We start from the raw sequence: 23,351 nt of genomic DNA on the forward strand, positions 1-23,351 counted from the left end.
TTGGGGCACTTCCTACTTCGCGTCATCCGGCGAAGATTCATTCAGCGTCCAGCCGGTGATCGACTCGAGGTCCTTGCCGGCGTCGCGCGTGTACTGCCAGGCCCGCTGCCGCTGGTCCTGGAGGTCCTGCCGCAGCTGCGCCTGGGTCGAGCCGAGGGAGGGCACGCGGTCGATCACGTCCATGGCGAGCTGGAACCGGTCGATCTGGTTCAGCATCGCCATATCGAACGGCGTCGTCGTCGTGCCTTCCTCCTTATATCCCCGAACGTGCAGGTTCGCGTGGTTGTTCCTCCGGTAGGTCAGGCGATGGATCAGCCAGGGATACCCGTGGTAGGCGAAGACCACCGGTTTCGTGGTGGTGAAGAGCGTGTCGAAATCCCTGGCCGGGAGTCCGTGCGGGTGCTCCGACTCATCCTGCAGGCGCATCAGGTCCACCACGTTCACCACCCGGATCTTCAGGCCGGGAATACTCTGCTTCAGCAGGCCCGCGGCCGCCACCGCCTCGAGCGTCGGCACGTCACCGGCACACCCGAGGACGACGTCGGGGTCCAGCCCCTGCTCCTCGCTCCCGGCGAAGTCGAGGATCCCGATCCCGCGCCGAACATGCAGCCGCGCTTCCTCCGGGCCGAGCCACGTCGGTGTGGGCTGCTTGCCGGTGACGATCACATTGATGGTGTCCCGGGTCTTCATGCAGTGCTCGGTGACGGCGAGCATGGTGTTGGCGTCCGGTGGCAGGTAGACGCGGATGACGTCGGCCTTCTTGTTCACCACGTGATCGATGAAACCGGGATCCTGATGGGAGAAGCCGTTGTGGTCCTGCTGCCACACATGGCTGGACAGCAGGTAGTTGAAGGACGCGATGGGTCGCCGCCAGGACAGTTCCTGGTGCACTTTGAGCCACTTCGCGTACTGGTTGAACATCGAGTCGACGATGTGGACGAACGCCTCGTAGCAGTTGAAGACGCCGTGGCGCCCGGTCAGCAGGTAGCCCTCGAGCCAGCCCTGGCACAGATGTTCGCTGAGGACCTCCATCACGCGGCCGGACCGTGCCAGATGTTCGTCGACGTCCTCGATGCGAGGCTGCCACGCCTTGTCTGTTACTTCGTAGACGGCGGACAGCCGGTTCGACGCCGTCTCGTCCGGGCCGAACAGCCGGAAGTTCGTCGGGTTCGCCGCGATGATGTCCCGGAGATAGCCTCCCACCGTCATCATGGGGCTCACCCTTTCGGCGCCAGGGCTCGAGACCTGTACGGCATGATCCTCGTAGGCGGGGAGCAGAAGATCCCGCAGCAGCCAGCCGCCGTTGGCATACGGTGTGGCGCTCATCCTCAGGCTGCCCTCCGGCGCCTGCCGTGCGATTGCGGGCTGCAGCTCGCCGTTCCCGGTGAACAGCTCGTCGGGACGGTAGGAGCGCATCCACTCCTCGAGCTGGTGCAGGTGCTCCTCATTGCTGTGGATCCCGGTCAACGGCACCTGGTGGGCACGCCAAGTGCCCTCGGCCTGCTTGCCGTCCACCGTCTTCGGGCCGGTCCAGCCCTTCGGTGAGCGGAGCACGATCATGGGCCAGCGCGCAGCGGCAGTGTCCGCTCCCGCCGGGGAGACACGCGCCTGCTCCTGGAGGGTGTGGATACCGTCGATGCACGAGTCGAGTACTCCCGCGAAGTCCCGGTGGGCCGCCTCGGTGGCCGTCGGGTCCGTCACGGTGACGAAGTGCGGTTCATACCCGTACCCGTACATCAGCTGCCGCAGCTGCTCCTCCGGCATGCGCGCCAGCACCGTGGGATTGGCGATCTTATAGCCGTTCAGGTGCAGGATCGGGAGCACTGCGCCGTCGACCGCAGGGTCCAGGAAGCTGTTCGAGTGCCAGCTTGCGGCCAGCGGTCCGGTTTCCGCCTCCCCGTCCCCCACCACTGCCGCCGCGATCAGGTTCGGATTGTCGAAGACCGCCCCATACGCGTGCGCAAGGGTATAGCCGAGTTCACCGCCCTCGTGGATGGAACCGGGTGTCTCGGGTGCCGCATGCGACGGAATTCCGCCGGGGTAGCTGAACTGCCGGAAGAGTTCCTTCAGCCCTGATTCATCCTTGCCGACGTGGCTGTAGACCTCCGAGTAGGTGCCCTCGAGCCAGGCATTGGCGACGTTCGCCGGCCCGCCATGGCCCGGCCCTGTCACGAAGAGCATTTCCTGGCGGCGCTCCGCGATGACGCGGTTCAGGTGCGTGTAGACGAAGTTGAGGCCCGGTGTGGTGCCCCAGTGACCCAATAGGCGGGCCTTCACGTCGGTGCCCTCGAGCGGCCTCCGCAGCAGTGGATTGTCCCGCAGGTAGATCTGCCCCACGGAGACGTAGTTGGCCGCCCGCCACCATGCGTCGAGCCCGGAAACGTCCAGATCGGTCATCGTGCTCCTTCTCGTAGTCGGCGTCCACCCCCCCCTGATTAAGCACTTATGGCTGCTTCAGGGCGGTAGGAGGCGCCTTTCGTGCTTAATCAACGGGGGTTACTACCGCTCGACGACGACGTCGGACGGTTTCTTGTCCGGCCGCCATCCACGCCACACGGCATGGCGGAGCCGCCCGCCGCCGGTATGGCCGCTGTGCTGCACCTCCCCCACCAGTGCGGGCCGGACCCAGTGCGCATCGGCGGCATCGGCTCCGGGCACATCGCTCAGCGGCGGCGTCTTGCGGGCCATCTTCCTGAGCCTGGCACCGACATCGGCGAGCTCACGGTCCGTGAGACCGGAGCCCACCCGTCCCAGGTACCTGAGGTCGACGCCGTCCGGCACCGCCACCAGGAGCGATCCGACCTTCGACGCCCGGTTTCCCTTGCCCGGACGCCACCCCACCACCACTACCTCCTGGGTGTGGTGGTGCTTGATCTTCACCCAGCTCCGGGAGCGCGCGCCTGGGATGTAATCGCTGGTGAGCCGCTTGGCCAGAATTCCCTCAAGACCCAGTTCCCTGCTGGCCTCGACGGCTTCCTCGAGGGTGGCATCAAGGGCGGGCGGCACCTGCACGTGGGAATCCGGGGCCTCATCCACTGCTTTTTCGAGGATTTCCCGGCGCTGGCAGTAGTCGAGCCCGGTGAGATCCCTACCCTCGAATGCCAGCAGGTCGAAAACCAGAAAGCGCACCGGCGTCTGCCGTGTGGCCGACTCGATGTCGGCCGGGTCGGTCAGCTTCAGGCGTGTCTGGAGGAGGCCGAAATCAGGCCGGCCCGCCTTGTTGAGCGCCACGACTTCGCCGTCGAGCACCGCCGTTTCAGCGCTGACGAACTCGGCAAGGTCGCCCAGCTCCGGATAGAGCAGCGTCATGTCATTGCCGTTGCGGCTCGTCAGCTGGGTGGCGCCTCCATTCACGGTTGCGATGGCACGAACCCCGTCCCATTTCATCTCATACGCCCACTCCTCCGGGTCGGGAATCGCCTGCGCGGAACCGAGCGTCGCGAGCATCGGCTCGACGAAGGCGGCTCCGGCAGCAGCCCCGGCCCGCGCCGGGCCTGCGCGCGGGGGAGGATTCCGGTCCGGGGCCCGGTCCTTCCGGGCAGCCGGGCCGCCCGACGCCACCGGCTGCTCCTTCATCAGATGGATCAGCCAGTTCTTGTCGCTCTCGGGCTTCCCCGAGGATCCGGTGTTGATGAGTGCGAAGCGGCGCGTTGCTGAACCGCTGCGCGCAAACCCGCCGTCCGCGCGTCCGTGAACGGTGCAGATCACCTCCTTGCCGTCGCGCCATTTCTCGAACTCGTACGTGCCGGCATCCCAGATGCTCACTTCTCCCGCTCCGTATTCTCCTTTGGGAATACTTCCCTCGAAAGACCCGTAGTCGAGCGGGTGGTCCTCGGTCTGGACCGCGAGATGGTTTCGATCGGGCACCGTGGGCGGTCCTTTCGGCAGGGCCCATGACACCAGCACGCCGTCGTGTTCGAGGCGGAAGTCGTAGTGCAGCCGGCGCGCGTGGTGCTCCTGGATCACGAAGCTGTTGCCGCCCGGTGCGCCGGCTGCCTCCGGCACAGGTTCAGGGGTTTTCGCCGGGTCCCGCATGGAGCGGTACTTCGAGAGACGGTCTTCCTTCGACGGCGCCGCCTGGCTTGCTCCGGGCTGCCGGGGCGCCTCATCAGCCGTGAAAACATCCCCGAGCTCCTTCACCCGCAGCATCACGCTGCGGTAGTCGAGCTGCTGCAGGCCTGGATCGTCGAGTTCCTCCCAGGTCCGCGGCGCAGCCACCAGAGGCTGGAAGCGGCCGCGGAGGGAGTAGGGAGCCACGGTGGTCTTGTTGCTGTTGTTCTGGCTCCAGTCCACCAGCACGCGCCCTGTGCGGCGTGTCTTCTTCATGTCGCTCACCGCGAGATCAGGATGGTCCGCCTCCAGGGCCCGCGCCAGTTCGCGCGCTACGGCGGACACCCCCTCCGAGGACTGCCTGCCATCGAGGGTGCAGTAGAGATGGATTCCCTTGGATCCGCTGGTGACGGGATGGGGATCCAGGCCCATGCCCTGCAGAATCCCTCGGGCGAGCCTTGCCACCTCGGCACACTCCGCCAGGCCGGCACCCTCACCGGGGTCGAGGTCGAGAACCAGCCGGTCCGGGTTGCGCTGCTCACCCTGCGCTCCGAAGCGCCACTGGGGAACATGGATCTCAAGCGCAGCAATCTGCGCCAGCCAGGTCAGGGTGGCAGCGTCATTCAGCATCGGGTACACGTTGATGTGGTCTTTGTGTTCGATCGCGTGGCGCTGCACCCAGTCGGGAGCACTGGCCTCGATATTCTTCTGGAAGAAGACCTGGCCCGGCTTCTCGGGTGTGCCGACACCGGAGACCCACCGCTTCCGAGTGACGGGCCTGTCCCTCGCGGAGTGGATCAGCTGGTTCGACACCGCGGCGTAGTAGGCCAGGACATCAGCCTTGGTGGTCCCAGTTTCCGGATAGAGCACCTTGTCGAGGCTGGTCAGCCTCAGCGTACGGCCGTCCACGCGCACACTCTGCGCTGGGGAACCCGGAGTGGCCATGACCCAAGTCTTGCCCGGATGGGAGGGGAATTCCAGTCCTGGTAAGCAGGCTTCCTACTGAACGGAAGTTCAGTCGGCAAACTGCTTGCGGTAGCGGTCCACGTAAACCTGCCAGAGCGCTGGATCCTGCCCGAGGTCCCGCTCATTGAGGAAATCATCGAGCCCCGAGAGGGTGAGGTGCCACCCTGCCGCCATGGTGCCGAGGTGGGCAGGATTGCCCGCGATGATGGACAGCACCAGTCGGCAGCCGTTGTTCTCGGCCCGGTTCAATTCCCAGCGAAGCGTCTCCTTCTCCCAGGTGAAGGCAAGCAGCGACGGCTTTTCGGCTTCGAGGACAATTCCGTGCAGCGGACGCTGGTCGGCATAGGTGAAGCTCACCTCGGTGTCCCTGCGGGGCTGGATGTCCATCTCGCAGGGGAACCAGTACTTCAGCTTGTCCGGCTCGGTCAGGTGCTTCCACAGCTTCGCGGGCGGGTAGGCGAAGGGGTACTCGAGCGTGAGCACCGTGGCGCCGTCGTCGTTGATCGTCTTGCTGACTGTAGGTTCTGCGGGTTCTGGGGTCTCGGAAGTCACTTTGCAAGTCTATGCGGCAGGGGTGCGGCCGGGGTTGCCGGCCCGCTCTGGTGCAGGTCCACCGGCCTGGTGTTCACTTGGAGCATGGAAACCGAGTCATGAGAGCCATCTGGAAGGGCGCCGTCGCCTTCGGCCTTGTCAACGTGCCGGTCAAGGTCTACAGCGCCACCGAGGACCACGATATTGCACTGCACCAGGTCCATGACAAGGACGGGGGCCGCATCCGCTACCAGCGGCGCTGCGAGGTCTGCGGTGAGATCGTCGACTTCAAGCACATCGACAAGGCGTACGACGACGGCGAGCGCACCGTGGTGCTCACTGACGACGACCTGGCCTCGCTACCCGTCGAAAAAAGCCGCGAGATCGAGGTGGTGGAGTTCGTGCCGAGCGCGCAGATCGAGCCGATCATGTTCGACCGTTCCTATTTCCTTGAGCCGGATTCCACGTCTACCAAGGCCTATGTCCTGCTCCGCAAGACACTGGAGGAGACCGACCGCACTGCCGTGGTGCAGTTCTCGCTGCGTCAGAAGAGCCGGCTTGCGGCCCTCCGGGTCCGCGGTGATGTCCTGATGCTCCAGACCCTGCTCTGGAATGACGAGGTGCGTGATGCCTCTTTCCCCGCGCTCGAGGAGAAGGTGCGCATCTCCTCGAAGGAGAAGGAGATGTCCGCAGCCCTTGTCGAATCCTTCTCGACCGATTTCGATCCCGAGAATTTCAGTGACGACTACCAGGTCCAGCTGCGCACCCTCATCGATGCCAAGATCGAAAAGGGCGACACCCTCGACACCGAGGAGACGTTCGGCGGGGAATCGGGCGACGACGACGGCGACAACGTGCTCGACCTCATGGAAGCACTCCGCCGCAGCGTCGAGAAGAACCGCGAGAAGAAAGCGGCAGCCTCGAAAGCTACCGGCACCTCGAAGAAAAAGGGTGCGTAACGGCCCCTAGTCGTTCCGCTCGAAGACGTCGGGAATGCCGTCGCTGTCGGCGTCGATCTTCTCGCGTTCCCCGATCCTGCGGTACTGCCTGTTCCGGCTCCGCAGTACTACCGCGGCGGCAAGTGCGGCCAGAAGCGAACCTGCGAGGATAGCCACCTTGGCGTGATCGTCTTCGACGGTGCCCTGGCCGAAGCCGAGTTCGCTGATCAGCAGTGACACGGTGAAGCCGACGCCGGCCAACATGGCGACACCGAGGATGTCCACCCATCCGAGGTCCGGGTCGAGGTTGGCCTTGTTCGTCTTGGTGACAAGCCAGGTGGCCAGCAGGATTCCCACCGGCTTCCCGATGACGAGCGCCACCATGATGCCGATCGCGATGGGGTCGGTGACTGCACTGACGAAGCCTTCGGTCCCACCGATCGCGACGCCGGCCGAGAAGAAGGCAAAGATGGGCACCGCGATTCCCGCCGAGATCGGCCGGATGCGGTGTTCCATGGTGTCGGCCAGGCCTTCGGGATCGATGTCGTGGGCCTGCGCAAGGTCGTGCGACACCGATTTGTCGACCTCTTTCAGCGACTTCCTGGGCGGCAGCACCGGAATGGCGAAGCCGAGCAGGACCCCGGCGACCGTTGCGTGGACGCCCGAGGCGTGGACCAGTGCCCACACGGCAAACCCGATCGGTAGCAGGATCACCCAGGGTGCCCACGCCTGGCGCTGGAAGAATCCGGGAAACTTCTGGGCGAGGATCGCGTAGGCGGCGAGCGGCAGAACCGCCAGTAGCAATGGGGTGGGTGCAATGTCGCTCGAGTAGAAGAAGGCGATGATGCTGATGGCCAGGAGGTCATCCACCACGGCGAGTGTCAGGAGGAAGATCCGCAACGAGCTGGGTAGGTGTGATCCGACGACGGCGAGCACGGCGACGGCGAAGGCAATGTCCGTCGCCGTCGGAATGGCCCAGCCGCGCAGGGCTTCAGGGCCGGCTGTGAGGGTGATGGCCACGTAGACGAGGGCGGGAACCACGACGCCGCCGGCTGCCGCGGCCACGGGGACGACGGCGCGGTCGAATTTCTGGAGGTCTCCGGCAACGAACTCGCGCTTGAGCTCCAGTCCTGCGAGGAAGAAGAAGATTGCCAGCAGCCCGTCAGCGGCCCACGCGCCGACACTGAGTTCGAGGTGCCACGGTTCATAGCCGAAACGGTAGTCCCGTACGGCGAAGTAGCCGTCGGCGGCCGGCGAGTTGGCGAGGATCAATGCTGCGATCGTGGCCAGCAGCAGCAGCGCGCCGCCTACGGTTTCCTTGCGGAGGATCGAGGTGATCCTCAGGTGCTCCGGATAGGTGCTCCTGGTGAAGATGCGTTTCCCGTGTGCATCGACGGGCTGATGCTGGGGTGGGTGTGCCATGGGGGTTCCTTTGGTCGGGGCTCGCTTCAACAGCGCCGACCAGTCTTCCCGGCTCACCATGGACCATTCTACGGGCCAGGTACGTGTCCGTCGGCCCGCGTCACTTCCGAACTTCTTTCCGGCCTCCGTAAGGGTCAGCTGAAGGGTTCCTGTTAGGGGTTCAGATGCGCGGCGATTTCCGTGCAGTGCTGCACTGTTTCGTCCGGCGCCGTCGAGTACGCCGGAAAGTCGGCGCCGTTCCGGTTGAGCCAGACGGTCCTCATTCCGGCACGCGCCGCACCGTCGATATCCCAGGGGTGAACCGCGACCAGGGCGATTTCAGCCAGGGGTGTCGAGCAGGTTTCCGCCGCGTACCCGTAGGCCGAGGCGGCCGGTTTCCACAGGGGCGCATCCTCCACCGAGAGGACTGCCTCGAAATGGCTGAGCAACCCGGCCCTCTCCAGTAGCGACGTCGCTGTGCCGGCTGCGCCGTTCGTCAGGGCCGCCACCCGTATCCCGCGCTGGGCCAGCGCGGTCAGGCCGTCGGCCACGTCGGGGTGCACGGGCAGTTCCTGGAAAGCGTCGAGAACATGGCTGACGGCGTCGTCGAGGTTCCGGTTGAGCGGCTCTGATGCGAAGATCCGTCGAAGCGATCCCTCGGCGAGTTCGGCGAACCGCGGGTTGACGCCCGCGGCGGTCAGGGCGAACCCGTCCCGCAGGAGCGAGGCGAACCACAGCGCTGCGGTTCCCGGCGGGGCGCCCACCTCCTCGAAGTGCTGCGCCATGCCCTCCATATTGGAGAGCGTCTCATTGACATCGAAGAGGACGAGTGAGCATTTCATCTACTGGCGGTAGCTCTCGACCTGGCTGATCGGCCGCGCCCCGGCGTCCGCCGGGTTCTCGCCCGCGTCGGCTTTGGCACGGCGCTGACGGAGCAGGTCCCAGCACTGGTCGAGGTCTTCCTCGACACGCTTCAGCCTCGTGCCGGAATCCGGATCCGTCCCGCCGCCGTCGGCAGGGGAACCCCCACGGAGCTCATGCTCTTCCTTGACCAGCGCCTGGATGCGCTGGAGGATGTCCTGGTTGTCCACGTCGTCTCCTCCGGTTGTCCCTGGCTAGCGTTCCATTTCTCAGGCTACCCACGCCGGACCCCGGTGGCCAGCAGGTTTTCGTCCGTCGTGGTGGTACCGGGCCGCATCCGGAGGCGGGTTCTCGGGCAGAATTGGGCAGTCGCCCCGAATGCCCTAAGCTATGGGAGAACCATTTGCCTGTGTAGCTCAGTCTGGTAGAGCATCCGCTTCACACGCGGAAGGCCCGGGGATCGAGGCCCCGCGCAGGCACCACTGTTGACATTCACCTACTTTTTCTCCTTGCCATACCCTCCGGTGGCTGCCGAGGATGAAGGTATGGACTTCTCCCCGAACACTGCAATCGTCACAGGATCCGACTCAGGGATCGGCCGCGCCACAGCGCTTGCCCTCGCCGATGCCGGGTGCGACGTCGGTATCACCTGGCACTCGGATTCCGACGGCGCCGAGGAAACGGCGCGGCTGGTCCGCGAGCGCGGGCGGAAGGCGGCTGTGGCGCGGCTCGACACCACCGACGCCCCCGCATGCGGGGATGTGGTGGACCAGCTCGCGAAGGAGCTGGGCGGCGTCGACATCTTCGTCAATAACGCGGGCGTCAATGGCGGGACTCTGTTTCTGGACACGGACTGGGAGACGTGGCGCGGCACCATGGCGGCCAACCTCGACGGCGCCTTCGTCTGCATCCAGCGGGCCGCGCGCCATATGCTCGACGCCGGCAAGGGCGGCCGCATCATCGCGGTGACCAGCGTGCACCAGGAGCAACCGCGGGTGGGGTCCGCCGCCTATGACGCGTCGAAGCACGGGCTCGGCGGCCTGATCCGGACCATCGCCCTCGAGCTCGCCGATCGGGGTATCACGGCCAACGCCGTCCTGCCGGGTGAGATCTCCACGCCCATGAACGACGCCGGCGACCAGGACCCCCGCGAAGTGGACCGGCCCGGCATTCCCGTGGGCAGGCCGGGTGACGCAAGGGAGGTAGCCGCAGTCATCGCCTTCCTCGCCTCTCCCGCATCGAGCTACGTCAACGGAGCGTCCTTGGTGGTGGATGGCGGCATGCTGCAGATGGGTCCGCAGGCAGGGTCCCATCTGCAGAACGGGGACTGGCGCACCCTGTAAACCGCGCACCCTGTACCGTTGATCGAGTGAAATCAGCGAGAACCCAATCCATCGGTGCCGGCATGGCGATCCTGGCCCTCGGCCTTGCCGGGTGCGGGTCGGACTACCCGTTGGGTCCCGCGCAGGAGGCGGCAGCCCGCAATGCGGATTCGAACCTGCGTGGCGCCATCACCGGATCGGGTTCGTCTGCCCTGGGTCCTGCCATGGATGGGTGGCGTGCGGAGTTCGCCACGATGCACCCGCGCGCGCAAGTGCAGTACTCACCGGATGGCTCCGGTGCGGGCCGCGGCGCGTTGCTGGCCGGCGCGGTGGTTTTCGCCGGCTCCGATGCCTACCTCGATGACGAAGAGCTGGCAGCGTCGACTGAAGTGTGCGGCCCGGGTGGTGCCTTCAACATCCCTGCCTATGTCTCCCCCATCAGCATCGCCTTCAACCTGCCGGGGATTACCGAACTCAACCTCGACGCTGCGACGATCGCCCGTATTTTCCGGGGCGAGATCACTACCTGGAACGACCCCGCCATCGCTGCCCAGAACGAGGGCGTGGACCTGCCCTCCATCAGGATCTCTCCGGTGAGCAGGTCCGACGATTCGGGGACCACCGAGAACTTCACCGACTACCTTTCCGCCGTGGTTCCGGAAATCTGGACCGACGAGGCCGACGGCACGTGGCCGGGCTCGCTCTCCAACGAGAATGCCAAGGGGAACGCGGGGGTGGTCAGCACCGTCTCCAGCACCGAGGGCGCGGTGACCTATGCCGACGATTCCGCCGTCGGGCCTCCCCTGGGGAAGGCGAGACTCCTGGTCGGCGATGAGTATGTGACGGTCAGCGGGGAGGCCGCGGCCGGCGCCGTCGACGTCGCCTCTGTGGTGCCGGGGCGGGAAGAGTACGACATCGCACTCGACCTCGACCGGACCACCACGGCTGACGGCGTGTATCCGCTGGTCCTTGTGTCCTACCTGGTGTTCTGCTCGCGCTATGAGAACGAGCAGACCGCCGAGGTGGTGAAGGCTTTCGGTACGTACGCGGTGAGCAGTGAGGGCCAGGCGGCGGCGGCGGAGGCTGCGAAAAGCGCGCCGATCTCGTCAGGCCTTTCGCAACGCGCCGCCGAGGCCATCGAAACCATTGAAGTCGGTGACCTGTAGCTCCCCGGTCAGCTGCCCGGGGTGCCCATCCGCGGTCCGCCCGAGTCGGGATCATTCAGGGCGCTGTCGGGTAAGGCGCCGTTGGCCGGTTCGGCTTCCCCGACGACCCCCGACGGCGGCGCGCTGACGTCCCCGCGCCACGCACCGCTTTCGCCGCCGCTCTTCTCGATGAACTCCTTGAACCGCTTGAGGTCCCCCTTGACCTGCGCGGCGTCTGCGTTCACCACGGCGCCGATCTTCTCAGTGAAGGTTTCAGGGTGCCAGTCGATCTGCACCATAAGACGTGTGGTGCTCTCGTCGAGCCGGTGGAAGGTCACCACTCCGGCATGCGATTCACCGTCGGTGCTCTTCCACGCCACGCGCTCGTCCGGGTGCTGCTCGGTGATTTCGGCATCGAACTCGCGCCGGACACCACCGATGCTCGTCACCCAGTGCGTTTGGGTGTCGGAGGTCTGCGTGATGGATTCGACACCGCTCATGAATTTGGGGAAGGTTTCGAACTGGGTCCATTGGTTGTAGGCAGTGCTCACCGGCACGGCCACGTCGATCGATTCCTGAACTTTCGCCATGAAATTCGCTCCTTCGTAGGGACTTCGGCTCCCCCGTCCGTAGCCCAGAAATGGTTCCAGACCGGTAAAACCGTAAGTCTACTTAGATTATGCAGATCGGTTGGATTTGGCCAACACGCGGGTCTAGGGTGAAAGTAATCCGCGGCTCCCCCCCCATCGATGCTTCCGTCGATTCTTCATCGCCGCGGCGGACACTTTTCCTACTCCTGGAGGATCCATGCAAGCTTCACCCACCCTCACCGACAATATGCAGGCAGTCCTGGTCGACCTCATCGAACTGCACCTCCAGGGCAAGCAGGCCCACTGGAATGTCGTGGGCAAGAACTTCCGTGACATGCACCTGCAACTCGACGAGATCATCGACGACGCCCGGCTGTTCGCCGATCAGCTGGCTGAACGCATGCGCGCCCTCCACGCGGTCCCCGATGGGCGCAGCACAGCCGTCGCCAAAGGTGCTTCGCTCAATGAATTCCCCGCAGGGCTGGTTTCAACGCAGGACACCGTCACCCTGGTGGTGCGGATGCTGAACGCTGCTGTCAAGACCATGCGCGACGTCCACGACCAGATCGACGAGGAAGATCCGACCACCGCGGACATCCTTCACGGTTTCATCGAGAAGCTCGAGCAGTACGCATGGATGGTCGATGCCGAGAACATGACGCCCACCGCCAACGTCACAGAACCCGCGGCCGTGTAGTCCTGATCCAACAGAAAAGGGAAGCTCCCGGGGAGCTTCCCTTTTCTGTTGGTACGGGGGGAATGTCAGAGCCGGCTGGCATCGTGGATTTCCTCGTCACCGATGACCGGGAGATCTCATGACAGACCTCATTTTCCGCCCGTTCCACAGGGGCATTCCGGACGCACCAGTCCTCCACCTCTCTCAAACGCCGTGGGGCGTCCGCTGCTGTTACACCACCGGCCGCACCGAGCAGGGATTGCCGGAGTTGTACTTCTGCGGCCCCTCGGATGCAGTCCTCCGCTCGGCAGGAAGACATCTGGTCGAGCTGCCGGAGCACCCGATCCGCGGGACCTTCTTTCCCGGCAGTGCCTTCGAGTACCGGGCGGTGCGTATCCGGGAGGATGCCCTGCATCACCTACCGAACGCCGGAACACGCTACGGCTTTGCCGGCTTCGAGGCTGTCCAGCTTTACCTGGTTCTGGCCCGGACACACACCACCCCTTCCGCACAGCAGTTGGGCTTCCTTGCCTCACAGCCCTACCTCGGAACAGGAACGCTGGGGCACCTTCTGGACTGAGTACAGCCGGATGCCGGCGGACCGACCCTCAGGTGATGGCCTGGCGGACCTCTGCCAGCAAGGAGGTCATGCTGAATTCAGCAGCCCGCACGTCCCCACTGCTGATGGCCGCCGCTACCTCCTCGTGACGTGCGAGCGCGTGTTCCCTGGGATTGTGCGGCATGAGGCCATGCCTCGTACGTCCGGAGAGCACCTCGGCCACCACCTCGGTAAGGGCTGAAAACATCTCGTTGCCGCTTGCCTTGAGGATGAGTGCGTGAAATTCGATGTCCACTTCGAGGAACTCGTCCAGCTTTCCACTTTCACCCAGCGACCTGAGCTGTGCCGCGAGTTCGACCACCCGCGCACGCTCCTCCTGAGTGGCATTACCCGCAGCAGCCAGGGCAGCGGCCGGCTCCACAGCACACCGGAGCTGCGTCAGGCTGCGGAACTGGTCCGCCCGCCCCGGCCCGCCGAGACGCCACCGGATGACCCGTGCGTCGTAGACGTTCCAGCGCTCCCGGGCCTGGACCACGATGCCGATCCGGCGCTTGGAGAAAACGAGGTTCATCGATTCGAGGATCCTCATGCAGTCGCGCACCACCGTACGGGATACTCCGAACTGCTGCTGGAGGCCGTCGATGGTCAGGCGTGAACCCTGCGGCAGGGTGCCGTTGATGATGTCACGGCCCACCGCGTCGAGAATTCGGCTGTAGAAGACCTCCGCCGGTTCGATAGGGCTGTGCGGTTTTACCGACTGCGCCGTCATGCTGTTCCTCTCCATCACCACCGTTGCCGAACTAACAATAGGGCCGCCAGAGTAGTACGGAAAGGTAGTACCTTTATCTGTCAAAGGTGATACCTTTGCTGGTGTCCTCGCGTGGATCAGGACACGAACGAGCAATGACAAGGGAGTCAGCATGGCAACGCAACCGCAGCACCTGATCGTCATGGGCATCTCGGGGTCAGGCAAGACGACCATAGCCACCCTGCTTGCCGAGGAACTGGGCTGGACATTCGCTGAGGCGGATGAGTTCCACCCCGCAGCGAACATCACCAAGATGACCGCAGGAACTGCACTGACCGACGAGGACCGCTGGCCCTGGCTCGACGTCATGCGTAACTGGATGACAGCCAAGGCTTCGGACGGTGAAAGTACAGTAATCACCTGCTCCGCATTGAGGAGAAGCTACCGGGACGTACTGGCAGAAGCCTCCGGCAGCGTACGTTTCGTCCACCTCGAAGGGGACGTTGACCTCATCCTTGAGCGCATGAAGACCCGCAGCGGACATTTCATGCCGCAATCCCTGCTTCCCTCGCAGCTCAGCACCCTCGAACCGCTTCAGGCGGACGAAGCCGGCATCAAGATCATCAACAGCGGGACACCCCACGAGGTTGTCCGTTCCATCCTCGAGCGGCTGGGAATCAGCGGGCCCTAGGGCTGCGTCGACCGATACATCCCTACAGACAATCTATTCAATCGGAGAACATTCATGACCATTGAAGGATGGACCCAGAGCCTCAGCGCCGGGCCGCTCCTCCTCATTGCCGCAGCAGCCATCCTGGCGCTGCTCTTCCTGATCATCAAGCTGCGCATCCATGCGTTCGTCTCACTGATCCTCATCAGCCTTGCCACTGCATTCGCCACAGGCATTCCCACCGACCAAATCGTGACGGTCCTCGTAGGGGGCTTCGGATCCACGCTGGGCGCCGTCGCACTTCTCGTGGGTCTCGGGGCAATGCTCGGCCGGCTCGTCGAAACCAGCGGCGGTGCCCGGGTGCTTGCCGACTACCTCATCCGCGTGTTCGGCGAGAAACGTGCACCTTTCGCGCTCGGAGTCGCGTCACTGATTTTCGGCTTCCCGATCTTCTTCGATGCGGGGCTTGTGGTCATGCTTCCCGTGGTCTTCTCCGTGGCCCGCCGGCTGGGAGGCGGAGTCCTCCTCTACGGGCTCCCCGCAGCCGGAGCGTTCTCCGTCATGCATATCTTCGTTCCGCCTCATCCGGGCCCGGTCGCCGCTTCCGAGTTCTTCGGCGCGAATGTGGGCCTCGTCATCATGGTCGGCCTGGTGGCAGCCATTCCCACCTGGTACGTCACGGCGTACCTCTACGGGAAGTGGGCAGGTAAGAAGTTCGTGCTTCCCATTCCTGAACTGCTGGGAAAAGCCGATCCTCACAACGAGGCGAATCCTCCCAAATTCGGCACAGTCGTGGGCATCCTGCTCCTCCCGCTGGTGCTGATCTTCCTCAATACCGGCCTGAACACCGTTGCCCGGTCGGGAGCCGTCAGCGAAGACTTCGCCGAGCAGGGGTGGTTCCAGCTCCTGCGAACGTTGGGGGAGACACCGGTTGCCCTGCTGATCTCGCTCCTGGTCGCATCGTACGTTCTGGGCCGACGCCGCGGAGTGGATAAGACGGTCCTCGAGAACACCCTCGAATCAGCACTCGGGCCGGTCTGTTCGGTCATCCTCATCACGGGGGCCGGCGGCATGTTCGGTGGGGTGCTGCGGACAAGTGGTATCGGCGATGCCCTTGAGGGAGTCCTTGGAAACCTCGGGATCCCCATCATTCTTGCCGGCTTCCTCATCGCCGCGATCCTGCGCATCGCCCAGGGCTCGGCCACTGTTGCGCTCACCACGGCCGCGGGTCTCATCTCACCGGCGATTGCAGCGGGAGACTACAACGGCCTGCAGCTTGCTGCCCTCGTTGTCGCAGTCGCCGGCGGTTCAGTGGTGGTCAGCCACGTCAACGATTCAGGCTTCTGGCTCGTGGGCCGATTCTTCGGCATGGACGTCAAGACCACACTGAAGACCTGGACTGTCATGGAAACGGCAATCGGCGTCATGGGCTTCGCTATCGCAGCTGCAGTCTTCGCGCTGGCTTCACTGGGTTAGCGGGGTTAGCTGAGGGCGGCCGCCTCAACTCCTCCCATCCCGGGGTTGAGGCGGTCTTCAGCTAACGACGACGGCCCCGCCTGGGCGGCGATGCCTTCTTCGATTTCCCCTGAACGGGTTTGGCCCCGGAGTGTTTTCCGCCGGCACCCTTTCCGCCGGCGCCCTTTCCGCCGGCGCCCTGGGAACCGGCCTTCTTGGCCGCCGCCTTCTGCGAGGCACTCCGCTTCGCCTCGGCCGGTTCCTGGGCCGACGGCTGGCGCGAACTCCGCTCGGTCCGGCCCCGCACAATACCGATGAACTCCTCGACGTCGGGCGACTCGTCGCCCTTCCGCCATGCGATGCCGATCACGGTGCCGGGCAACTCTGGTACGGGACGGTGGACGGCGTCCTTGCGCATGTGCAGCCGCGCGAGGGACATCGGCAGCACCACCACACCGGCCCCGGACGCAGCCACCTCCACCGCCGCTTTCGGCCCGCCGCATTCCTCGATGCCGAGCCGGTTTTCGGCATCGAGCTCGGTCAGGGGAACTTCCTCGTAAAGGGAAAGCTCGTTCTCCCTGGACATCACCACCACGGCCTGTTCCTCATACAGGGGAATGACGTGCAGTCCTTGGCGCTCAATGGGCAGCCGTACAAAAAGGACGTCGATTCCGGCGTCATTCAACGCCGGGAGGGCGGCGTCGTCGTCGTAGGGGTAAAGTTCAAGCTTCACCCCGGGGTGCCGCTCTCGCCACCGGGCCACCCACTTGCCCGGCGTGACGCCTGCAACGAATCCCACGGACAGGGATCGGGGCTGAAGCACGGGCAACACGGGCACAGGTTCACACTAACGCACGGAACATCCGCCTGCGCCGGGCCGGTTAAGCTGGGGAGATGACCCCCGCAAAAACACCACAGACCCTGAAACCCGCCACGGCGGCGAAAAAACTGGGGATTTACCTTCCCGCGGCTCCCCAGGAATTCCAGGACCGTGAGCTGACACGGGCCGAGTTCAACGAACTGCAGCAGACGCCGCCGGAGTGGCTTGCCGAACTGCGGCGGACAGGTCCCCACCCCCGACCCGTCGTGGCACAGAAACTCGGAATATCGATCGGCGGACTGGCCCGTGGAGGAATCACCGACCCCCTCACCACCGAGGACATCACCGCGCTCCTGCAGGCGCCCCCCACCTGGCTCGTTGCCGAGCGGTCCACGCAGGCCGCGGTCCGCACCGAAGCAGAACGGGTCAAGGAGCGTGACATCCAGCGCCAGGAGCAGAGCGCGGACTGATGCTCCTGCCGGTCCTCTGCACCGGATTTCGTGCCATCGCCGCTTCCGACCGCGTGTCGCACAGGAACACGCGGCAACTACTGAGCCATAGCGGGCAATGGCGGCAAAACCGGTTCAGTCTGGCTTCCCGACGGACCGGCGCGGCAGGCATCGGACGCAGAGACGGTCATTCCGCAAGCCCACTGCGTCGATTGACTTAATAGAACACGTATTCGAATATTGACGAGTGACACCATCAGCTGCAGGGGCGCTCGGACGGAAGGAGCTTCCCAACCCTGGGCTTCCGGGCTCGAAATTGGCGGCTCTGCAGCCGGGGATGGATTCCCTCCCTGATCTCCAGTCGCGCATCAACCAGATGCAATCCAGCCGGCTGGATTCGCGGAGACTTCCCACCGTTCCCGCGCTGGCCAAAATCCTCCCCGGAGGTGGCCTGCAGTCCGGTGGGTCCTATGCGGTCCGGAACTCCACCACCCTGGCCATGGCACTCCTCGCCGGCCCGTCCGCAACCGGTGCCTGGTGCAGCGTTGTGGGCCTGCCCGAATTCAGCGTGGAGGCCGCCGAGGAGTTTGGGATCAACCTGGAGCGGCTCATCCTGGTTCCTGATCCGGGAGCCCAGTGGCTCACTGTGACGGCAGCACTGGTGGACGTGGTCTCCGTTGTGCTGACCCGCGCCCCCGTGCACCTTGCCCCCTCGGATACCGCACGGCTCAAATCCCGGCTTCGGCAGCGCGGCACCGCATTGATCACACTGGGCAACTGGCAGCAGTGCGATTCAACGCTGAGCATCGCCGAGAGCGCATGGGAGGGACTGGGGGCAGGAACCGGTCATCTCCAAGCCCGCAGGATGAAGATCACCGCCACCAATCCCGCCGGCCGGCTGCGTCATACGTATGTGGGTCTGACCGAACTGCAGCGCGGCCCCTGGCAGGCTTCCGGCGACACCGCACTGGAACATCCCCCTACCTCCGACGACGGCACCACCCTTTTCCAGCCGACCTTCCAACCGACCTTCCAACCGAGCCGGAAGTCCTCATGAGCACCGGAGCAGCCGCATCCGGGCCCCCAGCCGCCCTCACCGCTACCCGCACCCTGATGCTGTGGTGCCCGGATTGGCCCATTACGGCGGCCGTCCGCGAGCACTCGCTCGATGTTCATACAGCTCTTGCCCTGGTGGACAGGGGCGAGGTCTTCGCCTGTTCACCCACGGCCCGACAGGACGGTGTACGGCGGGGCCTACGCCTTCGGGAAGCGCAGGCGCGGTGTTCCGGCCTCACCGTCCTTGCCTACGATCCGTCGCTGGACACCCGCAGCTTCGAGCCCGTCATCACGGCAGTGGAAACCCTTATGCCGGGAGTGCAGGTTCTTCGTCCGGGACTGTGTGCCATTCAGATCAAGGGTCCGGCCCGCTATTACGGCAGTGAGGAAAGTGCGGCCTCCATCGTGTTCCAGACTCTCGCTGCCATTGGCCTGACCGATGTGCGGATCGGCATTGCCGATGGTCTTTTTGCTGCGGAACAGGCAGCCAAGGCAACGGAGGCACTGGAGGATCCGCAGGCCGAACCGCTCTGCATCATCCCTCCCGGAGGATCCCCGTGGTTCCTCAGCACCTTCCCCCTCGATGTTCTGGAGCAGCCACGGCTGGCGGTGCTGCTGAAGCGCCTGGGTATCAGGTCCCTCGGAAATTTCGCCGCCCTGAGCGCTGCTGATGTGCGTAACCGGTTCGGCGCCGAGGGTGCACTGGCGCACCGGCAGGCCTGCGGCTTCGACTATTCCAGCGTTCTGGCCCGCACCCCTCCTCCCCAGCTGGATGCCACTGCCCACTTCGAGCCGCCGCTGGTGCGCATCGACCAGTTGGCCTTCGCCTTCCGGATAACTGCCGAACATTTCGTGGACGGGCTGAGGCAGGCCGGGCTGGTGTGCACAACACTGCAGGTGGCACTGCACACGGAGTCCGGCGAGGTCTCCGAGCGCTTGTGGCAGCACCCGCGCTGGTTCGACGCCGACGACGTCGTGGACCGTGTGCGCTGGCAGCTGCAGGGAAGCAATGCCGCTGACCACGGGCTGACATCCGGCATCACGCACGTGCAGATTGTCCCCGGCCTCGTCGAGGACCTCAGTGACCACGCCGACGGTCTGTGGGGAACCGGTCCTGATGAAAGCATCTACCACGGGTTGGCACGCGTGCAGAGCATGTTGGGCCATGGAGCCGTGCTGACGGCGGTGATTGCCGGCGGGCGGCTTCTGGCGGACCGCAGGGTCTATATTCCCTGGGGGGATTCACCGGCAGCCCAGGACAAGACCCAGCCCTGGCCCGGAAGGCTTCCCGGCCCGGTTCCGGCCACGGTCTTCGCGGTGCCGGTTCCCGCCGTCGTCGTTGATGCGAGGGGGAACCCCGTCGACATTGATCCAAGGGGGCTGATGAGCGCGGACCCCGCTTTTTTTATGGTCGGCCGTAGTGACCAGCGGTGGCCGGTGCATTCCTGGGCCGGCCCCTGGCCCATCAATGAGCGCTGGTGGGATCCCCGGGGACGAATGCTCAACCGTTTTCAGCTGGTGGATACATCGGGTTCCGCCTGGCTCCTGCTTCTCGAGAATCACGAGTGGTTTTCCGAGGCCAGTTACGACTAAGGAAAGGAAGATGCCCGTGGCCTGGAGCAATCCGCCCGTCCCCTGGTCCGACTTCGAGCGGAACCTGTCCGACAGAACGCGCCCGGGGGAACCTCCCCTAGGGGCCGACGGCGGCGACAGCCCCGCCTGGTCAAGGAAACGCCAGCCCTATTCGGCCCCTCCTGCAGGCGCTAGGGCTCCGGAGGAGCAGGGAACGCCCTACGCGGAACTCCATGTCCACTCGAACTTCAGCTTCCTTGACGGCGCAGCCAGCCCGGAGCAACTGGTGGAGGAAGCGCACCGGTTGGGTCTTCGAGGCCTCGCGCTGACGGATCATGACGGCCTGTACGGTGCGGTGCATCTGGCTGAAGCCGCCGAAAAACACCCCGACCTTGCGACCATCTACGGCACGGAACTTTCCCTCGAACTGTCGAAACCCCAGAACGGCGAGCCGGACCCCGAGGGTTCCCATTTACTGGTGCTTGCGCGCGGATCGGCCGGCTACCATCGTCTTGCCGGTGCCATCACCGCAGCACAGCTGGCCGAGGGAGCGGAAAAGGGGAAACCCCGCTACTCCCTGGAAAATCTTGCCGAGCATGCTGCAGGCCAGTGGATGATCCTCACGGGCTGCCGGAAGGGAGCCGTTCGGAAGGCCCTGATTTCCGGGGGCGACCGGGCCGCAGAGCGGGAGATCGTCCGCCTCCTGGACCTTTTCGGCCGGGATTGCGTGGCCGTTGAGCTCTCCGATCAGGGCAACCCATTGGACACTGCGCACAATGATGCACTGGCCGCTCTGGGCGCACGGCTGAAGCTACCCGTCATCGCGACAAACAATGTGCACTATGCCGTCCCCGGTCAGCATCGGCTCGCAACAGCCCTGGCTGCCGTCCGCGCGCGCCGGAGCCTCGACCAGATGAACGGCTGGCTCCCGGCAGCGGGCGCGGCTCACCTGCGCAGCGGTGCCGAGATGGCCGTTCGGTTCGGAGCCTATCCGGGAGCTGTGGAACGGACGGTCGACCTTGCGGACGACCTCGCTTTCCGCTTGCGCAGCGTCAAACCCGGCCTGCCGAATATCGAGTTGCCCGAAGGTTACACCCAGATGAGCTACCTCCGGCAGCTCGTCTGGGAGGGGGCGGACAAACTGTACGGCGGCCGGCCCGATGTCCGGACACGGATAGAACGCGAACTGGACGTCATCGAGAGCAAGAATTTTCCCGGATACTTCCTGATCGTCCATGACCTGGTGCACTACGCCCGCCGTAACGGCATCCTGTGTCAGGGCCGCGGCTCGGCGGCGAATTCCGCCGTCTGTTATCTCCTGGAGATCACTGCTGTTGATTCGATCAAGTACGAGCTCCCGTTCGAGCGGTTCCTGTCCAGCCTGCGCGACGAAGAGCCCGACATCGACGTGGACTTCGACTCCGACCGCCGCGAGGAAGTCATCCAGTATGTCTACCGGAAGTACGGGAGATTCAATGCGGCGCAGGTTGCCAACGTCATCACGTACCGCCCCAAGTTCGCTGTCCGTGACATGGCGAAGGCATTGGGCCACAGCCCCGGGCAGCAGGATGCCTGGTCGAAACAGGTGGAACGCTGGGGAGGACTGGTGTCGAGTACTGATCACGACATTCCGGATTCGGTGGTCGGACTTGCCCGGGAAGTCCTTAAATTTCCGCGGCACCTCGGCATCCATTCAGGAGGGATGGTGCTGACGGACCGCCCCGTCGGAGAAGTATGCCCCATTGAGCATGGGCGGATGGAGGGGCGGACCGTCCTTCAATGGGACAAGGATGACTGCGCCTGGATGGGCCTGGTGAAGTTCGATCTCCTCGGCCTCGGCATTCTTGCCGCCATCCAGTACAACTTCGATCTTGTGGCAAAGCACTTCGGTGAGCAGTGGGCGCTGCACAGTATTCCCAAGGAGGAGCAGGGTGTCTACGACATGCTGTGCTTCGCCGATTCGGTGGGGGTGTTCCAGGTGGAAAGCCGTGCCCAGATGGGGATGCTTCCCCGTCTGCAGCCACGCCGGTTCTACGACCTCGTGATCGAAGTGGCCCTCGTACGTCCGGGTCCCATCCAGGGTGGTGCCGTCCACCCTTATATCAAGCGCAAAATGGGCGAGGAAGAAGTGCTCTATATCCACCCGGACCTCAAACCGGTGCTCGAACGCACGCTGGGTGTCCCCCTGTTCCAGGAACAACTGATGCAGATGGCCATGGTGGTGGGAGGCTGCACGGGAGCCGATGCCGACCTGCTGCGTCGGGCCATGGGATCAAAACGGGGGGAGGAACGGATCGATTCGCTACGGACCAAGCTCTATGAGGGCATGGAGTCGAACGGCATCACCGGAGACGTGGCAGACGCGATCTACAACAAGATCCATGCGTTCGCGAACTTCGGCTTCGCCGAAAGCCACTCCATCAGTTTCGCCCTGCTGGTCTATGTGAGTGCCTGGTTGAGGCTCCACTATCCTGGAGCCTTCCTCGCCTCGTTGTTACGGGCACAGCCCATGGGATTCTATTCACCGCAGACACTCGTTGCCGATGCACGGCGGCATGGAGCACAGGTGCTGCGGCCCGACATCCTGCACTCCGGCGTCTCCGCTGACCTCGAACCTCTTGACGGCTTCGTCCCCGGTGAAGATCTCCGATCCCGGACCACAGGAACGGACTGCTGCGTGCAGGAGCATCAGCCGCCCGTCGGTCCGTTCGACCGAAGCGTTCCCTTTGATTCCACCGCCCACCGCCGTGACGGCAACTATGCGGTGCGGCTGGGGTTGGACAGCGTGCAGTCCCTTGGTACGAAGGTGGCGGAAAGGATTGTGGGTGAGCGAACCCGAAACGGCCCCTTCGAGGACATGAGGGACCTCGCGCGGCGTACCGGGCTCACTTCCGCGCAGCTTGAAGCGCTTGCTGCCGCCGGAGCCTTCGATTCCATGGGCTTGTCGAGGCGCGCCGCACTGTGGGATGCGGGCCCTGCCTCCACCGAGCGGGAAGGTCAGATCAAGGGCACCGCCGTCTATATCCAGCCCCCGCTGATGCCCGAACTCTCGGACCTTGACAAGGTGGGTTCAGATCTATGGTCCATGGGTATCACTCCTGATGATCACCCGGTACGCCATGCGCGGACCCGGCTGAAGCGCCGGGGTGCGCTCAGTGCGGCGGAGCTGCAGGTGGCGGAATCCGGCCGGCGCGTGGAAACCGGCGGGGTGGTGACACACCGCCAGCGCCCTGCCACTGCCAGCGGCATTACATTCCTGAACCTGGAGGACGAAACCGGACTGGTGAATGTGATCTGCTCAGTAGGAGTGTGGCAGCGGTACCGCCGCGTGGCACGGGAAGCCAGCAGCGTGATCGTTCGGGGCATCCTTGAACGGTCCCCCGAGGGAGTGGTGAACCTTGTAGCGGACCGGTTCGAGGTGCTGCAACTCAAGGCCACGACGAAGTCACGGGACTTCCGGTGAAGCGCCGCCTTCCGGACCAGGAAAGAGGGACAGCCCCTCCAACGACAAAAGGCCCCCCGAAACTGGGGGCCTTTTGTCT

At 64.7% G+C, this 23,351-nt stretch carries 19 protein-coding genes, 1 tRNA gene and 1 pseudogene; 12 read left to right on the forward strand and 9 right to left on the reverse strand.

Annotation, left to right across the window (positions count from 1 at the left end; all coding sequences use genetic code 11):
* Positions 1-12: 12 nt before the first annotated feature.
* The 3 genes from IWX75_RS00645 to IWX75_RS00655 form a co-directional block, all read right to left on the reverse strand.
* Positions 13-2,397 carry a phosphoketolase family protein gene (locus IWX75_RS00645; protein ID WP_196820332.1) on the reverse strand — a complete coding sequence of 795 codons (2,385 nt, stop codon included), beginning with the start codon at positions 2,395-2,397 and terminating at the stop codon, positions 13-15.
* 102 nt (positions 2,398-2,499) lie between these two features.
* Entirely contained in the window at positions 2,500-4,995 is a 2,496-nt protein-coding gene (locus tag IWX75_RS00650; RefSeq protein ID WP_196820333.1) for an ATP-dependent DNA ligase, read from the reverse strand.
* A gap of 69 nt (positions 4,996-5,064) precedes the next feature.
* The gene (locus IWX75_RS00655; protein ID WP_196820334.1) at positions 5,065-5,568 is read right to left on the reverse strand and encodes an SRPBCC domain-containing protein; all 504 of its coding nucleotides are present in this window, start codon (positions 5,566-5,568) and stop codon (positions 5,065-5,067) included.
* Positions 5,569-5,666: 98 nt separating this feature from the next.
* Between IWX75_RS00655 and ku the strand changes: the two genes are divergently transcribed.
* A complete protein-coding gene (gene ku / locus IWX75_RS00660; protein ID WP_196820335.1) occupies positions 5,667-6,506 on the forward strand; it encodes a non-homologous end joining protein Ku in 840 nt (279 codons plus the stop codon).
* A gap of 6 nt (positions 6,507-6,512) precedes the next feature.
* On the opposite strand, the gene nhaA is transcribed toward ku, so the two are convergent.
* From nhaA to IWX75_RS00675, 3 genes are all read right to left on the reverse strand, one after another.
* Entirely contained in the window at positions 6,513-7,907 is a 1,395-nt protein-coding gene (gene nhaA, locus IWX75_RS00665) for a Na+/H+ antiporter NhaA (protein ID WP_196820336.1), read from the reverse strand.
* A 152-nt stretch (positions 7,908-8,059) separates the two neighbouring features.
* Positions 8,060-8,728: a haloacid dehalogenase type II gene (locus IWX75_RS00670; RefSeq protein ID WP_196820337.1), complete on the reverse strand. Its 669-nt coding sequence runs from the start codon at positions 8,726-8,728 to the stop codon at positions 8,060-8,062.
* On the reverse strand, positions 8,729-8,977 hold the full coding sequence (locus IWX75_RS00675) for a DUF2630 family protein (protein ID WP_196820338.1): 249 nt from the start codon (positions 8,975-8,977) through the stop codon (positions 8,729-8,731).
* Between the two features lie 175 nt (positions 8,978-9,152).
* On the opposite strand from IWX75_RS00675, the gene IWX75_RS00680 reads away from it, so the two are divergent.
* The 3 genes from IWX75_RS00680 to pstS all read left to right on the forward strand — a co-directional run bounded on the left by IWX75_RS00680 (position 9,153) and on the right by pstS (position 11,235).
* Positions 9,153-9,229, forward strand: a tRNA-Val gene (locus IWX75_RS00680).
* A 63-nt stretch (positions 9,230-9,292) separates the two neighbouring features.
* Positions 9,293-10,090 carry an SDR family oxidoreductase gene (locus IWX75_RS00685; protein WP_196820339.1) on the forward strand — a complete coding sequence of 266 codons (798 nt, stop codon included), beginning with the start codon at positions 9,293-9,295 and terminating at the stop codon, positions 10,088-10,090.
* A gap of 62 nt (positions 10,091-10,152) precedes the next feature.
* The gene (gene pstS, locus IWX75_RS00690) at positions 10,153-11,235 is read left to right on the forward strand and encodes a phosphate ABC transporter substrate-binding protein PstS (RefSeq protein WP_196820821.1); all 1,083 of its coding nucleotides are present in this window, start codon (positions 10,153-10,155) and stop codon (positions 11,233-11,235) included.
* Positions 11,236-11,357: 122 nt separating this feature from the next.
* Here pstS and IWX75_RS00695 read toward each other — a convergent pair.
* Positions 11,358-11,804, reverse strand: a pseudogene (locus tag IWX75_RS00695) (SRPBCC family protein); the annotation flags it as partial.
* A 217-nt stretch (positions 11,805-12,021) separates the two neighbouring features.
* On the opposite strand from IWX75_RS00695, the gene IWX75_RS00700 reads away from it, so the two are divergent.
* Positions 12,022-12,501, forward strand: a complete 480-nt coding sequence (locus tag IWX75_RS00700; RefSeq protein WP_196820341.1) for a Dps family protein — start codon at positions 12,022-12,024, stop codon at positions 12,499-12,501.
* 118 nt (positions 12,502-12,619) lie between these two features.
* Positions 12,620-13,060 (forward strand): hypothetical protein, encoded by a 441-nt coding sequence (locus IWX75_RS00705; protein ID WP_196820342.1) that lies wholly within the window; start codon positions 12,620-12,622, stop codon positions 13,058-13,060.
* A 28-nt stretch (positions 13,061-13,088) separates the two neighbouring features.
* On the opposite strand, the gene IWX75_RS00710 is transcribed toward IWX75_RS00705, so the two are convergent.
* Entirely contained in the window at positions 13,089-13,808 is a 720-nt protein-coding gene (locus IWX75_RS00710) for a FadR/GntR family transcriptional regulator (RefSeq protein WP_196820343.1), read from the reverse strand.
* A 151-nt stretch (positions 13,809-13,959) separates the two neighbouring features.
* Here IWX75_RS00710 and IWX75_RS00715 point away from each other — a divergent pair, with 151 nt between their 5' ends.
* Both IWX75_RS00715 and IWX75_RS00720 read left to right on the forward strand, forming a co-directional pair.
* Positions 13,960-14,478 carry a gluconokinase gene (locus tag IWX75_RS00715; RefSeq protein WP_196820344.1) on the forward strand — a complete coding sequence of 173 codons (519 nt, stop codon included), beginning with the start codon at positions 13,960-13,962 and terminating at the stop codon, positions 14,476-14,478.
* Between the two features lie 54 nt (positions 14,479-14,532).
* Entirely contained in the window at positions 14,533-15,933 is a 1,401-nt protein-coding gene (locus IWX75_RS00720; RefSeq protein ID WP_196820345.1) for a GntP family permease, read from the forward strand.
* Between the two features lie 61 nt (positions 15,934-15,994).
* On the opposite strand, the gene IWX75_RS00725 is transcribed toward IWX75_RS00720, so the two are convergent.
* Positions 15,995-16,750, reverse strand: coding sequence for a LysR family transcriptional regulator substrate-binding protein (locus tag IWX75_RS00725; protein WP_196820346.1), 756 nt, complete (start codon positions 16,748-16,750; stop codon positions 15,995-15,997).
* Between the two features lie 56 nt (positions 16,751-16,806).
* Between IWX75_RS00725 and IWX75_RS00730 the strand changes: the two genes are divergently transcribed.
* The 4 genes from IWX75_RS00730 (at position 16,807) to IWX75_RS00745 (ending at position 23,272) form a co-directional block, all read left to right on the forward strand.
* On the forward strand, positions 16,807-17,202 hold the full coding sequence (locus IWX75_RS00730; protein WP_196820347.1) for a DUF5997 family protein: 396 nt from the start codon (positions 16,807-16,809) through the stop codon (positions 17,200-17,202).
* Positions 17,203-17,518: 316 nt separating this feature from the next.
* Positions 17,519-18,238, forward strand: a complete 720-nt coding sequence (locus IWX75_RS00735; RefSeq protein WP_196820348.1) for a hypothetical protein — start codon at positions 17,519-17,521, stop codon at positions 18,236-18,238.
* Positions 18,235-19,830, forward strand: a complete 1,596-nt coding sequence (locus IWX75_RS00740) for a DNA polymerase Y family protein (protein ID WP_196820349.1) — start codon at positions 18,235-18,237, stop codon at positions 19,828-19,830. The genes IWX75_RS00735 and IWX75_RS00740 overlap by 4 nt, the downstream gene beginning before the upstream one ends.
* Positions 19,831-19,846: 16 nt before the next feature.
* Positions 19,847-23,272: an error-prone DNA polymerase gene (locus IWX75_RS00745; protein WP_196820822.1), complete on the forward strand. Its 3,426-nt coding sequence runs from the start codon at positions 19,847-19,849 to the stop codon at positions 23,270-23,272.
* Positions 23,273-23,351 lie beyond the last annotated feature (79 nt).

Source organism: Arthrobacter sp. CAN_A6 (assembly GCF_015751715.1).
Taxonomy (GTDB): domain Bacteria; phylum Actinomycetota; class Actinomycetes; order Actinomycetales; family Micrococcaceae; genus Arthrobacter_D.